The organism is Bradyrhizobium sp. AZCC 1610 (genome assembly GCF_036924515.1).
In the GTDB taxonomy this organism is placed as follows: domain Bacteria; phylum Pseudomonadota; class Alphaproteobacteria; order Rhizobiales; family Xanthobacteraceae; genus Bradyrhizobium.
Genome location: NZ_JAZHRR010000001.1, coordinates 5,880,829 through 5,894,148 on the forward strand (window position 1 = coordinate 5,880,829; position 13,320 = coordinate 5,894,148).

General features: G+C 63.4%; 14 protein-coding genes. 8 read left to right on the plus strand and 6 right to left on the minus strand.

All coding sequences use genetic code 11. The features are described from left to right. Positions 1–51: 51 nt before the first annotated feature. The gene (locus V1279_RS28935; RefSeq protein WP_334442969.1) at positions 52–1,578 is read right to left on the minus strand and encodes an ABC-F family ATP-binding cassette domain-containing protein; all 1,527 of its coding nucleotides are present in this window, start codon (positions 1,576–1,578) and stop codon (positions 52–54) included. A gap of 384 nt (positions 1,579–1,962) precedes the next feature. Then, positions 1,963–4,668, minus strand: a complete 2,706-nt coding sequence (locus V1279_RS28940) for a sensor domain-containing protein (RefSeq protein WP_334442972.1) — start codon at positions 4,666–4,668, stop codon at positions 1,963–1,965. 258 nt (positions 4,669–4,926) lie between these two features. On the opposite strand from V1279_RS28940, the gene V1279_RS28945 reads away from it, so the two are divergent. Beyond that, on the plus strand, positions 4,927–6,030 hold the full coding sequence (locus V1279_RS28945; RefSeq protein ID WP_334442975.1) for an NAD(P)/FAD-dependent oxidoreductase: 1,104 nt from the start codon (positions 4,927–4,929) through the stop codon (positions 6,028–6,030). 101 nt (positions 6,031–6,131) lie between these two features. On the opposite strand, the gene V1279_RS28950 is transcribed toward V1279_RS28945, so the two are convergent. Then, on the minus strand, positions 6,132–6,317 hold the full coding sequence (locus V1279_RS28950; RefSeq protein ID WP_082646108.1) for a YdcH family protein: 186 nt from the start codon (positions 6,315–6,317) through the stop codon (positions 6,132–6,134). A gap of 238 nt (positions 6,318–6,555) precedes the next feature. Between V1279_RS28950 and V1279_RS28955 the strand changes: the two genes are divergently transcribed. The 3 genes from V1279_RS28955 (at position 6,556) to V1279_RS28965 (ending at position 7,455) form a co-directional block, all read left to right on the plus strand. After that, positions 6,556–6,762, plus strand: a complete 207-nt coding sequence (locus V1279_RS28955) for a YdcH family protein (protein WP_057851906.1) — start codon at positions 6,556–6,558, stop codon at positions 6,760–6,762. Positions 6,763–6,967: 205 nt separating this feature from the next. Continuing rightward, a complete protein-coding gene (locus tag V1279_RS28960) occupies positions 6,968–7,180 on the plus strand; it encodes a hypothetical protein (protein WP_214490630.1) in 213 nt (70 codons plus the stop codon). A 23-nt stretch (positions 7,181–7,203) separates the two neighbouring features. Continuing rightward, positions 7,204–7,455: a hypothetical protein gene (locus tag V1279_RS28965; RefSeq protein WP_334442982.1), complete on the plus strand. Its 252-nt coding sequence runs from the start codon at positions 7,204–7,206 to the stop codon at positions 7,453–7,455. A 109-nt stretch (positions 7,456–7,564) separates the two neighbouring features. Here V1279_RS28965 and V1279_RS28970 read toward each other — a convergent pair whose 3' ends face one another. Beyond that, positions 7,565–8,248: a GGDEF domain-containing protein gene (locus V1279_RS28970; protein ID WP_334442985.1), complete on the minus strand. Its 684-nt coding sequence runs from the start codon at positions 8,246–8,248 to the stop codon at positions 7,565–7,567. A gap of 151 nt (positions 8,249–8,399) precedes the next feature. On the opposite strand from V1279_RS28970, the gene purE reads away from it, so the two are divergent. Then, entirely contained in the window at positions 8,400–8,888 is a 489-nt protein-coding gene (gene purE / locus V1279_RS28975) for a 5-(carboxyamino)imidazole ribonucleotide mutase (RefSeq protein WP_334442988.1), read from the plus strand. Continuing rightward, positions 8,885–9,988: a 5-(carboxyamino)imidazole ribonucleotide synthase gene (locus V1279_RS28980; protein ID WP_334442991.1), complete on the plus strand. Its 1,104-nt coding sequence runs from the start codon at positions 8,885–8,887 to the stop codon at positions 9,986–9,988. The genes purE and V1279_RS28980 overlap by 4 nt, the downstream gene beginning before the upstream one ends. A gap of 23 nt (positions 9,989–10,011) precedes the next feature. Here the strand turns inward: V1279_RS28980 and aqpZ are convergent, their stop codons facing one another. After that, positions 10,012–10,734, minus strand: coding sequence for an aquaporin Z (gene aqpZ, locus V1279_RS28985; protein WP_334442994.1), 723 nt, complete (start codon positions 10,732–10,734; stop codon positions 10,012–10,014). A gap of 255 nt (positions 10,735–10,989) precedes the next feature. On the opposite strand from aqpZ, the gene rpsU reads away from it, so the two are divergent. Further along, positions 10,990–11,295 (plus strand): 30S ribosomal protein S21, encoded by a 306-nt coding sequence (gene rpsU, locus V1279_RS28990; RefSeq protein ID WP_057838472.1) that lies wholly within the window; start codon positions 10,990–10,992, stop codon positions 11,293–11,295. Positions 11,296–11,559: 264 nt separating this feature from the next. Further along, the gene (locus V1279_RS28995; RefSeq protein ID WP_334442998.1) at positions 11,560–12,162 is read left to right on the plus strand and encodes a tetratricopeptide repeat protein; all 603 of its coding nucleotides are present in this window, start codon (positions 11,560–11,562) and stop codon (positions 12,160–12,162) included. 11 nt (positions 12,163–12,173) lie between these two features. Here V1279_RS28995 and V1279_RS29000 read toward each other — a convergent pair whose 3' ends face one another. Further along, complete coding sequence (locus V1279_RS29000) at positions 12,174–13,235, minus strand: hypothetical protein (RefSeq protein WP_334443000.1); 1,062 nt, start codon at positions 13,233–13,235, stop codon at positions 12,174–12,176. Positions 13,236–13,320 lie beyond the last annotated feature (85 nt).

Sequence of the window (13,320 nt, forward strand, 5' to 3'; positions counted from 1 at the left end):
TGGATGCCGCGCCCGGAAATGAATCGAGTCCGGGCAAGGGCAGCCGCCGCTTTAGGCGGTTGCACCGATCGATGCGAAAAAGCGCTCCGGTCCTTCCAGTTCCACCAGCTTCTTTTTTTCGATCAGCCAGAATCGGTTTCCTACCGTTCGCACGAAGTTACGATCGTGTGAAACCAGCAGGCAGCTTGCCTGATGCTCCAGTAATTCGTCTTCCAGCGCTTCCTGCCCCTCGATATCCAGGTGGTTGGTCGGCTCATCGAGCAGATAGAAGTTTGGCTGGGCAAGCCGCAGCAGAAGCATGCCGAGACGCGCCTTCTGTCCGCCGGAAAGCCGGCCTATCGGACGGCTCTGCATCGCAACTGACAGGCCGGAACTGGCGAGCAATGCGCGCGCACGCTGATCGCCGACCTCGAAACGGCTGACGATCATGTGCATCGGCGTGTCAGCATCGGAAAGATCGGCAAGATTCTGTTCACAATAGCCGAGAGCAAGCGACTGCGTAACCTTGATACCGGCCAGCATAGCTTCCGGGCTTTCGATCGCCTGACGCAGCATCGCCACGAACCGGGTCTTGCCTGCCCCGTTCGGCCCCAGCAGCACGATTCGGTCTTCCCTGCAGATGAACTGCTTGCCGGTCTTGAACAGCAACCTGCCGTCGGGGGTAGCGACGGCGGCATCGTCCAGCGCAATCAGAACCTTGGCATGCGTTCCGCGGTTGGCCAGCTTGATCGTTCCCGCAGATCGCTCCAGGTGAGCCGGCTTTGCCGCATCTTCCAGCTTCTCGGCTCGCTGCTTCAGTTGCTTCGTCTTCTGCAACAGAAGATCGCTGCCGGAATTGACGCCGATATTGTTGAGCTTTGCAGCGTGCTGACGAAGCAGCTGGGCCGCCTTTACGTCGCGTTGGTAGCGCCGTTCATCCGATGCATCCGCCTCGCTGAGCGCGGCGCGGGCCCGCGTATACGGCAGCGAAAATATTTGTGACCGCTCGGGTCGCAAAAATACCGTGCGGTTCGTGGTTGCGTCGAGAAAGGCGCGGTCATGGCTCGATATGATGGCCGGCATATCCCGTGGCAGCGCGTTCAGCCACGCTTCCAGCTGACAAATCCTGGCGAGGTCCAGGTGGTTGGTCGGCTCGTCGAGCAGCAACACATCGGCCTCGGCCACCACGATGCGGGCAAGCATGGCAAACCGCTGCCAGCCGCCGCTCAGTTGCTTCAGCGGCCTCTCCCGCAGCGCCCCTGGCACCTCCAGCGATTCCAGGGCAACATCGACCCTCCAGCTTTCACTTGCCCGTCGTTCGACGGGAAGCATGTCGAGCACTGCCGCATAGAACGGAGTATCCGCGAGCGCGGACGGTACATCTTGCTCGACATAGCCGATGGTCAGCCCTCGCGATCTGGTGATCTCGCCATCGCTCGGCTCAGCCATGCCTGCAATGCAGCGCAGTAACGTGGACTTGCCGCGTCCATTGGCTGCGACGAGCCCGATGCGGTCACCAGCATTGATGGAAAGGTCCAGCCGGGAAAACAGCGGAGCGCTCAGCGTCACGCCAAGATTGCGAATATTGATAAGGGTCATGATCGTTCCCTGGTCTTGCCGCCAACACGACGTCCGGGGCATGCAGCCATCATCGGATGTTCGTGCTGGAGCGCGGCGAGCTACTGAAATGCGGGCGCGAACGATCAGACGTTCGAAGCCGCATTGCCACGGGAGCAGACCAGGAAGAGATTTGCGAAAGAGTCTCTGGTCAGCCCTGCAAACGGATTTGCAGGGCGTTGACAGGGCCACGCTGGCGATAGTGCCGGAAAAATGTCGTCACCGCGCAGCCCTCCCTATCTCGATCAGGTATCGTGCAAAAATAGCCGGGCCTTCAAGGGAAGGCAAGCCAGGGTCTCGTCGAAATCAAATCGCATGCAATCGCATCTCTGGGCGCCCGATGCACCGCGGCGCGATTTCGCGCAATCAGGCGCTGGCGAGCTTGCGCGCGGTTTCGACGTTGTTTGCGGCGCTGCGGCCGACCAGCGCGTCGTAGTGCCCGATCGGCTGGGGCTTGCCGAGGAAATAGCCCTGCACCGCGTCGCAGCCCTCGTCCGCGAGGAAGCTGAGCTGCTCCTGGGTCTCGACGCCTTCGGCAACGATCGACATTTCGAGGCCGTGGCCGAGGTCGATGACGGCGCGCACGATCGCCGCCGATTGCGGGTTGCGCCCGAGATTCATGACAAAGGCGCGATCGATCTTGATCTTGTCGAACGGGAACGCCTGCAGATAGCTCAGCGACGAGTAGCCGGAACCGAAATCGTCCATCGAGATGCGGACGCCGAGCGCTTTCAGCCGCCGCAGCAGCGCAAGGCCGCGGTCGAAATCCTCGATCAGCACGCCTTCGGTGATTTCGAGCTCGAGCCGGCCGGGCGCCAGGCCGGTTTCGAGCAGGATCGAATGCACCAGGCTGACCACGTCGCCACGCATGAACTGCGCCGGCGACAGGTTGACGGCGATCTGCATCGGCACCGGCCAGGAGGCGGCCTCGCGGCAGGCTTCGCGCAGGATCCAGACGCCCATTTCGACGATCAGACCGCTTTCTTCCGCCAGCGGGATGAACTCGCCCGGCGACACGAAGCCGCGCACCGGATGCATCCAGCGCGCCAGCGCCTCGAAGCCGATGATCTTGCTGGCGGCGACCGTTGCGCCCGACGCGGCCTGCGGCTGATAGTGCAACGACAATTCGCCGTTCCGGATCGCCATCGAGAGGTCCTGGTGCAGCACGCGGCGGTCGCGGATCTGCTGGTCCATCTCGGGCGCGAAAATGCTGATCGAGCCGCGCGACTTCGCCTTGGCGCGGAACAGCGCCGCGCCGGAATTGGCAAGCAGCGAAGCGGCATCCGAGCCGTGATGTGGAAATACCGAGATGCCGGTCGTGACCCCGGTGCGCACCGATTTGCCGTCGATCACGAATTCGTCCGACAGGGTTTGCGCGAGTTTTTCGGCGAGCGCCTTGCCGGCCTCAGGCTGCTTGCCGTCGATGATCAGGCCGAACTCGTCGCCGGAGAGCCGGGCCACCACACCGCCACGGGCGGAAGCCTGGATGCGGCCGGCCACCTCGATCAGGAGCTTGTCGCCCATCGCATGGCCGAACACGTCGTTGATTTCCTTCAGGCCATCGAGGTCGACGCACAGCACCGCGAATTCCTCGTCGGTGCCGGCGCAGGCCTCGATCATCTGCGCCAGCGCCTGCAGGAAGGCGGCGCGGTTCGGCAGATCGGTCAGGCCGTCATGATAGGCCATGTGCGCCATCCGCGACTCGGTCTGGCGGCGGTCGGTGACGTCCTCGTGGGTCTTGATCAGATATTGCGGCTCGCCGGCCTCGTCGAGAACCGTCATGCGGCGCGTCAGGAACAGCCGCAGCCCGTCCTTGGTGGAGATCGGGTGCTCTTCGGTAAGCAGGCCGCGCTTCTTGATCGCGGCCTCGTCGCGCGCGATGATCAGCTTGGCTTCGCGCGGATTGAAGATGTCGGAGGCCGTTAGACCGGTGGCATCCTCGCGGCGGCGATTGAGAATGGTCTCGGCGCTGCGGTTGGCGAGCAGATACCGCCCGTCGCTGACGCGCTCCACGATCAGCGACACCGGGATGTTGTCGACCACCAGTTCGAGGAACTTCTTGGTGTTTTCGAGCTCGCGCGACAGCGACCGCCGATCGGTGACGTCGTCGAACAGCGCGATCAGGAATTCAGGCTTGTTGTTCTCGTTGCGCGCTACCACGCGATTCGAGGAGAGAACGCGCTTGTCGTCGCCCCGTTCGACGACGTATTCGCCGCGGTGATAGCCTTCCGGCGCGCTCAGCGCCGCCTGGTCTGCCATCTCAATGCTCTTCGCGGTTTCGGGCCGGAAGATTTCGTCGGCGCGCTTGCCGATGATGTGATCGCGGGAGAAGCGCGAGAAGCGCTCGAACGCGCGGTTGGCGAAGATATAGCGACCGTCATCGATGTTCTTGGCGGCGACGCAGACTGGAACGTTGTCGAGTACCGATTCCAGAAATTTGGTGGTCGATGCCAGTTTGCGCGACAGCTGGCGCTGCTCCGTGCAATCCTCATGCGTTCCGATCGTCCCGCCATTGGGCAGGCGGAAGATCTTCGAAAGCACCGATCGCCCGCCCGGCAGTTCGGCGACGACGCCTTCCGGGCGGCGGGCAAGCTTGCTGAATTCCTCGACGGTGAGATTGAGCAGGCCCCGTGCGCGGCGCAGTTCGAGCAGTTCGCGGCCGGTCATGGAGCTCGAAATCTCGGCGCGGCTGAGCCCGTACATTTCGAGAAAGCGGTCGTTGCAGAAGACCACGCGGTTTTGCGCGTTGGTCATCATCACGCCCTGGTTGAGCGTGTTGAGCGCCGAGCTGATGAATGCGCTGCGCTGCAATTGTGCGCGCTTGGCCCCGCGCAACGCAGTCAGTATCCAGATCCCGATCGCAACCAGGAAGGAAACGACGGCGATCCCCCCGAGCAGCAGCTCCCACACAAGATTGGGATCGAGTTCGCCGATATAGCTCGCCGGAGCAAAGCCCGCGGAAGGCGCGGCAGCCCACGCAGGTCCGCACGGCGCAGCAACGGCGACCAGACAGACGAGGGCCTGCGCCGGAATCGAATTTTTCCGTCCTGCCTGCCGGTTCCTGTCAGCCATTACCCACCCGAGGTTTGCGGGCGGAGTGTCTGGCTTGACGGGTTTGGATCGGGTAAATGACTACCCGCACAATTCTAAAATATGACCCAAATTACGGCAATTGGCCTGACATGATTAATGCTTCACTAATGGGACTGCGCTCGCGGCGTATTTCGAGGCAAACCAACGGGTTGTTTGACTGCTCCGGCGGACGAAACGATGATTGCCGAGCGTGGCGGGCGCCGATTTCCACGCCAGAATGCCGGGCCCGAAGCTGACATGGACAAGGTCGATTGCGTCGTCGTCGGAGCGGGGGTGATCGGGCTCGCGATCGCACGGCAGCTGGCCCAGGCGGGCCGCGAAGTGATCGTGATCGAGGCCGCTGAGGGCATCGGCACCATCACCTCCTCCCGCAACAGCGAGGTGATCCACGCCGGCATCTATTACCGCGCCGGCAGCCTGATGGCGCAGATGTGCGTGAGCGGCAAGCGAGCGCTGTACCAGTATTGCCGCGAGCACGGCATTCCCCATCGCAATTGCGGCAAGCTGATCGTGGCGACGACACCAAGCGAAACCGAAAAACTGCAGTCGATCCGGGCGCATGCCGAAGCCAATGGCGTCGACGATCTGCAGTTGCTGACGGGCGAGGCGGCGCGGGCGCTGGAGCCGGCGCTCAACTGCGATGCGGCCCTGCTCTCGCCGTCCACCGGCATCATCGACAGCCACGCCTACATGCTGGCGCTGCGGGGCGATGCGGAGGAAGCCGGCGCAGCTTACGCATTCCACACGCCGCTGTTGCGCGCCCGGGCCGATGGCGGCCGGATCGAAATCGAAGCCGGCGGCGACGCGCCGATGACGCTTGCATGCACTCTGCTCGTTAACGCGGCGGGCTTAAGCGCACCCGCAGTGGCGCGCAGCATCGAAGGCATGCCGGTCGGGATGATCCCCTGCGCCTATCTGGCCAAAGGCAATTATTTCAGCTGCAGCGCGCGGGCTCCGTTTTCACACCTGATCTATCCCGTGCCGGAGCCCGGCGGGTTGGGCGTGCACCTGACGCTGGACATGGCGGGACAGGCTCGTTTCGGCCCCGACGTCGAATGGGTCGAGAGCATCGACTATGCGGTGGATCCTGTCCGCGCCGAGCGTTTCTATCCCGCGATCCGGCGCTACTGGCCGACGCTGCCGGACGGCGCGCTGATGCCGAGCTATTCCGGAATCCGGCCGAAAATCGTGCCGCCGGCCGTCGCTACCCAAGATTTTCTGATCCAGGGTCCAGCTGATCACGGCGTCGCTGGGCTGATCAATCTGTTCGGTATCGAATCGCCGGGACTGACGTCGTCGCTCGCGATCGCCGATCATGTCGGCACGCTGGCAGAGCTCTGACGATGGCCGCAGCGTGCGATGGCCGCAGCGTTTCCTGCGGACGGATGAGCGCATCGGCGCCCATCCGGTCGCGTGGGGATTTCGATACTCTGCTGGACTGGTTAGTGGAGGGTTTCTTCGGCGGTATGCTTCAACCGCTCGATCTGATCCTTGACCATCAACTTGCGGCGCTTCAACTCGACAATTTGCAGGTCGTCTGTGGAAAGGTGCACGAGCGCTTCGTGCAATTCATTCTCGAGAATCTTGTGTTTACGTTCAAGTTCAACAAGATGCGCCTGTAGTGCCATACGAAATCTCCTCGGTGGGTGAACCTCAGATTCGATCCGGACGCGGGAGTGTACACCAGACGACGAATCTGTCGATGGGTATCCAGAATCGCGTTTCTCATATTTTCGGATTTATCTGTAATCAATCGTGAGTATGGGAACCCGGTCAGCTTGCGGACCGGCCTCGCAGGGACGATATTCACTGTCAGCCTAGGACAATCCGTTCACAACCTCATCGCGCTTTCAGCTAACGTACACCATGACCGACGATGATGAGCGCGAGCTTGAGAACGAGCTCGCCCGCCTGCAGCAGGAGCATCGCGACCTCGATGCGGCGATCGACGCGCTGCATCAGTCGCCGGCGCCGGACCTGCTGCGGCTGCAGCGGCTGAAGAAACGCAAATTGCAATTGCGCGACCGCATCGCCTTCATCGAAGACCAGATCACGCCTGACATCATCGCCTGATCGTCGAGCGCGCCTCGCTCGGTTCACAAAAACCGCACGCCTTCCGGCAGATCCTTTTCCCCGACATCCACACAGCCCGGCGTCGCGAAGATCTTTGCCGGGCGCCTGGCCGGAAAAAACAGCTTTCCGGCTGGCGGATGCAGCTTGACTCTACGAGAACGAAAAGAGAACATGCTTTCCTGCCGCCAGCCACGGGAGTTCAGCCATGTCCGTCACATCGTCCCTGTCCGACAACAGCCGCTACGAGCAGGCCTGCGATCAGGCCATCGCGATGTGCGACGGCAATCTGCGCTCGACCATCAAGGCGCTGATCATGGCGAACGAGTATCTGGAAACCGAACTGGAGGAATTGCAGGCGGCAATCGCCGCCGGCTGTGTGCCGGCGCGAACCTCCCATGCGGAGAGCGACGCTGCCTGATCAATCAAACCCGGAGCGAACCAATGGCCGATGTCACTTATTACGTCGCGATGCCATTCCTGCAGGACGATAGTGGCTCGCCGGTGGCGGGCGCCGCGGAAGAATGCCAGAGCCCAACGATCGCGTTGCGGCGCGCCGAGACGATGTCGCGGATGGCCGGCAGCATCGGCGCCATAGCCTTCAGCCGCAGCGGCGATCCCATGATGGGTGAATTCGGCGACGCGAAACTGCTGCACAAGTTCGGCAATGTGCCGGATGATCTCAGCGGGCTTTAAGGATCGTCGGGATTTGTAGGGCAAAGCGCAAGCGTGCCCTCCATCTTCTTCCCTACTTGCCGATGGTGGGCACGGCGCAAGCGCGCCTTGCCCACAGATCTCCAGCACTTCACGATGCCTCGTGCCGCCGCAGCGCCTTGCGCACATACATGGCGCTGTCGGCAGCTTCCAGCGCGCGGCCGGCTTCGGAGTGGGTATCGAGAACGAAGACGCCCGCGGAGGCGCCCGCGGTAATGGTGCGGCCATCGAACACGAAACTCAGGCGATCGATCGCTTCCTCCAGCGCGGCCGCCTTTGCCCTGGCATCGGTCTCGCTGAGATTCCACAACAGCAGCGCAAACTCGTCGCCGCCGAGTCGGCCGACCACGTCGGAAGCGCGCACCTGCGCGAGCAGCGTCGTGACGATGGCCTTGAGCACCTGGTCGCCTGCGGCATGTCCAAAGGCGTCGTTGATCGGTTTCAAGCGATCGACGTCGAGCACGACCAGGGCGCCGCCGGCGCGATAGCGTTTGATGTAGGCAATCGCACGATTGAGTTCGCGCTCGAAGCCACGCCGGTTCGGAATGCCCAGCAGGAAGTCGGTATCGGCGGAGGCCTGAAGTTCCTCGATCTGCGCCTGCGTCTGGGCCAGTTGTGCCTTCAGCCGGCGAATCGTTGCCTTGGTGCCGTTGGACGCCGCCGACGGCCGGGATCCCGGTGCGGATGACCGCCGCGGGGCGACTTTTCGCCCGGAAACCGCGCTTTTGGGGCGTTTTCCGGCCCTGGAGGCGGTCGCCCTGGTTTTCTTCTTCATGGCCTTCCCTGTGCAGGCTTGCTTATGAAGGCTTGCCGGGATTCACCAAGACAGGATAGTCCATTCCTGATCCCTTGCCACGCCTTGGATGAGCCGCGGGCCGACCCTATAATCGGCCTATGTTTCTGGATTCCCGAACAGAATTGACGAGATGACCGCACCCATCGCCATCATCATGGGCAGCCAGTCCGACTGGGAGACCATGCGCCACGCCGCCGAAACGCTGGCTGTGCTCGGGATCGATTGCGAAAAGCGCATCGTCTCGGCCCACCGGACCCCGGACCGGCTGTTTGCCTTCGCCAAGGGCGCCAAGGCACAAGGCTTCAAGGTCATCATCGCCGGCGCCGGTGGGGCAGCCCATCTCCCGGGCATGGCGGCGGCGCTGACGGAACTGCCGGTGTTCGGCGTTCCCGTCGAATCCAAGGCGCTGTCGGGGGTCGATTCGCTTTACTCGATCGTCCAGATGCCGGCCGGTGTTCCCGTCGGAACGCTGGCGATCGGAAAGGCCGGTGCGATCAACGCCGCGCTGCTGGCGGCAAGCGTGCTCGCGCTGAACGATCCGGCGCTGGCGACGCGGCTTGCCGTCTGGCGCAAGCAGCAGACCGACGCGGTTAAAGAGCGCCCGGAGGGATCGGCGTGACGGCTTCAGGCGAGGTGAAGTTGAAGCCGGGCGACACCATCGGAATTCTCGGCGGAGGACAATTGGGCCGGATGCTGGCGATGGCCGCGGCGCGCCTTGGCCTCAGATGCCAGGTGTTCTCGCCGGATCCGGACTCGCCCGCCTTCGACGTGGTGCTGAACGCGACCTGTGCCGAATATGCCGATGTCGAGGCGCTCGAGCTGTTCGCCAACGATGTCGACGTCATCACCTATGAATTCGAGAACGTTCCGGCCGCCACCGCCATGGTGCTGGCCGCGCGGCGTCCCGTGCTGCCGGCGCAGAAGATTCTCGAGACCACGCAGGACCGGCTGGTCGAGAAGGATTTCATCAAGCGGCTCGGCATCGGCACCGCCGACTATGCCGACGTGTCGTCGGTTGAAACCCTGCACGCGGCGATCGCGCGCATCGGCCTTCCCGCCGTGATCAAGACCCGCCGCTTCGGCTATGACGGCAAGGGCCAGGCCATCATCCGCGACGGCGACGATCCGAACCAGGTCTGGGAAGACCTCGGCACCAAATCCGCGATCCTCGAAGCCTTCATTCCGTTTGAGCGCGAGGTCTCCGTGATCGCCGCGCGCTCGGCGGACGGCGAGGTGGAATGCTACGACGTCACCGAGAATGAGCACCGCGATCACATCCTGAAGATCTCGCGGGCACCGGCCGCGATATCGGATGCGCTGGCCGCAGACGCGCGTGCCGTCGCCGAGAAGATCGCCAACGCCCTGAACTATGTCGGCGTGCTCGCGGTCGAGTTGTTCGTCGTTGCCGGAAACGGCGGACCGCACGTGCTGGTCAACGAGATTGCGCCGCGGGTGCATAATTCCGGGCATTGGACGCTGGACGGCGCCTCGGTCTCCCAGTTCGAGCAGCACATCCGTGCGATCGCCGGCTGGCCGCTTGGCAAGCCGGTTCGTCACGGCGAGGTCACCATGACCAACCTGATCGGCGACGATATCCTCGACTACGAGCAATGGCTGACGGTGCCCGGCGCCACGGTTCATCTCTACGGCAAGGGCGCACCGCGGCCGGGCCGCAAGATGGGCCATGTCACCGAAGTGGCTCCGGCAAGCAAGAAATAACGCTTGCCGGCGCGTTTTGCAGATCACGCCGTCTTCAAGCCTTCCACGACGCCGGCCGGCTCCTCGCTGAGCCAGCGATAGATCGCGCCGCCGAGCGCACCGCCGATCAGCGGCGCAACCCAGAACAGCCAGAGCTGCGCCAGCGCCCAGCCGCCGACGAACAGCGCGGGCCCGGTGCTGCGCGCGGGATTTACCGACGTGTTGGTGACGGGAATGCTGACGAGATGGATCATCACCAGCGCCAATCCGATGGCGAGCGGCGCAAAGCCCGCAGGCGCCTTGCCGTGCGTGGCGCCCATGATGATGAACAGGAACATCATGGTCATCACCACTTCGGTGATGAAGCAGACCATCATGTTGTACTGCCCGGGCGAATGCGCATCATAGCCGTTGGAGGCAAAGCCCTTGGCCAGATCGAAGCCGGGCGCGCCGCTTGCGATCACATAGAGCAACGCCGCGGCAACGACAGCGCCGATCACCTGCGCGATCACGTAAGGAACGATTTGCTGCGCCGGAAACCGTCCGCCGGCCGCGAGGCCGATCGTGACGGCGGGATTGAGATGGCAGCCGGAAATGTGGCCGATCGCATAGGCCATGGTCACGACGCTCAGGCCGAACGCCAGGGATACGCCGACCAGGCCGATACCGACCTGAGGAAAGCCGGCGGCGATGACCGCGCTGCCGCATCCCGCAAAAGTGAGCCAAAACGTGCCGATCGCTTCAGCGGCATATTTTTTGGTATTCATATTCGCCTCCCGCATGTTTTGAGTGGCTGGATGCTAGGGAGGGGCCCGTGAAGGGCTCGTTATTTGAGGAAACCGCGGTCGTACCGCCTGAATCCCGCCGATTTTCGTGGCCTTCCCGGGCCGGAAACCGCCTTCTCAGGTGGACATCAGCGGTTTTGTCTGCTACATGCCCGCGCTCAGGGTTAAGGGCCAGGCCTTTCGCCGGCCCTTCACTTTACCAGAATTCCTATCCGATCAATTGAAAGAGGATGCCGCGTGCAGGTTCTCGTCCGCGATAACAATGTCGATCAAGCCCTCAAGGCGCTGAAGAAGAAGATGCAGCGCGAGGGTATTTTCCGCGAGATGAAGCTCCGCGGGCACTACGAAAAGCCCTCCGAGAAGAAGGCCCGTGAAAAGGCCGAAGCCGTGCGCCGCGCGCGCAAGCTGGCCCGCAAGAAGCTGCAGCGCGAAGGCCTGCTGCCGATGAAGCCCAAGCCGGTGTTCGGCGCAGGTCCCGGTGGCGACCGTGGCGGCGCTGGCGGTCGTGGTGGCCCGGGCGCAGGTCCGCGCGGACCGCGCTGAGCTCGTTCTAAAAGATTTGAATTGAAAACGCGGGCCCCGGGGCCCGCGTTTTTGTTTTTTGCCATCGCACAGATCCGGCTGTGTCGGATAATCAGCTGGCGCGCGCGGCGCGCTCGATCACTCGTATCTCCTTTGCCGGCTGTTGCGGCTATTTTCACCGATGCATTTTGCGGCTCATCAGGTTACCTATGCCGTATTCGACTCGCGAGAGTATTCCGCTGCATGGCCGTTACGGATTGCAATGCCCTCCCCCGCGCTTCGCGCTTGACGGCCATACCTGTCGCGCTACTCGCCACCGTTCTGGCCCTCCCGTTCGGCGGCTGTTCATTCGACCTGGGATCATGGGGATCAGACAAGGAGAAGCTGCAGGCCGTCGAGCAGAAACCGACGGGCACGATCAGCGGACAAAGCGTCAGCGCCGCCCAAGGCTACACAACGCGCGGCCAAACTCTCGCCAAATCCGGCAAAACCGAAGAAGCGCTGGCGGAATTCGACCGCGCGCTCGCACTCGATCCCTACAACGTGCAGGCGCTGTACGGCCGCGGCTTGATCTATCAGGCCGACAAGCAGCATGAGCAGGCGATCGCGGATTTCACCGCAGCCAATGGCCTGACGCCGCAACGGGTCGAGCCGCTGCTGGCGCGCGCAACCAGCTACCTCGCCATCGACAAGGCAAAGGAAGCCGCTTCCGATCTCGACGAGGCGGTGCAGGCCGATCCCAACAGCGCGCCAGCCTGGTCGGCTCGCGGCGTCACCTATGAACGTCTAGGCGACAAGGCCAAAGCGTTCACCTCCTACGGCCGTGCGCTCGCGCTCCGCCCCAAGGACGAAGCCGCGCGAAGCGGCCTCGCGCGCACCGGCGGCTAGCTTCTCCAGAATTATTTCGGCAGCACCGCGTGGAAGAGCGACTTGGCGGTCGACAGCGCGTCCTCGGCAGCCGCCGTGGCACGCTCGCGCACGGAAGGCTCCGCAACTTCGGCACGCAGATCGAGCGGACGCGAGACCGGAATTTCGGCAGGCGGGGTTGGACGGTTCGGGTCGCTGGCCTCGGCATAAGGCGGCCGCGCCTGCGACCGAGCATGACCGGACGAAGGCTGACCAAAGGGTTCGCCGGCCGGCGAACCCGAGACCATGATCGGGGGCGGCAGCGGACGAAGCGCGGGCGCATTCACCGCGGCAGGCGCATTGGCGACCACGGGCGCATTCGCAACCCTGGGCGCCTCGGGAGCACGGACCGTCTCGGCCGCGCGCGGAGAGGTTTCGCCGTTGACGCGCAGGCGCTCGATCGCGGCGCGCGCCAGATCGTTGGCATCGCGGCGTTCATCCGGCGCAACCGCAGCCTCGGCCGGGGCGGCGGGTGCTGCCGCCGCAACCGGGGCCGCCGAGGACGTCAAGGGCTGCACGGGCGACGGCAGTATGACCCTGATCTTTTCCTTTTCGCGCGGCGCCGCGGCATGGCGGCGCTGGTCGGCGGGACTGCCCGCGGTGTCGGCCGGACTTTCGGCCGATTTCACATCGGACTTGGTATCGGCAGACTTGGTATCGGCAGACTTGGTATCGGCGGACTTGGTTTCGGGTTTGGCGTCAACCTTCGCTTCAGTTTTCGCTTCAGTTTTTTCCTGAGCCTTTTCGACCACCGCCGACCGTTCGGCAGCGGTCTTCTCCATGATGGCCTTCTCGGAGATTCCCCTCGCCTTGACGCCGGCAGCCGGAAGATTGCTGACACTGGCCGTGGTCTCGGCCGGCTTGGCATCGGATTTTGCTTCCGCCTTACCATCCCCCTTGCCATCCCCCTTGGGATTAGCAGTCGACGCCGCAGCGGCAGGAGCGTCGGCGCTGGGCTTGGTCACAATGTAGTGGTTGACGATGTACGCCCCGATGACGGTCGCAGCCACCGAGGGAAAGATGTCTACGGCGAATTTCTTCAGGTAATTCAGCATTCCGGCCACTCCCCGCGGTCCTTCAATTGCCGGAACTTTGAGGCACATTGAGGGATCAACTGCGACGGATCGATGGCAATTCAGC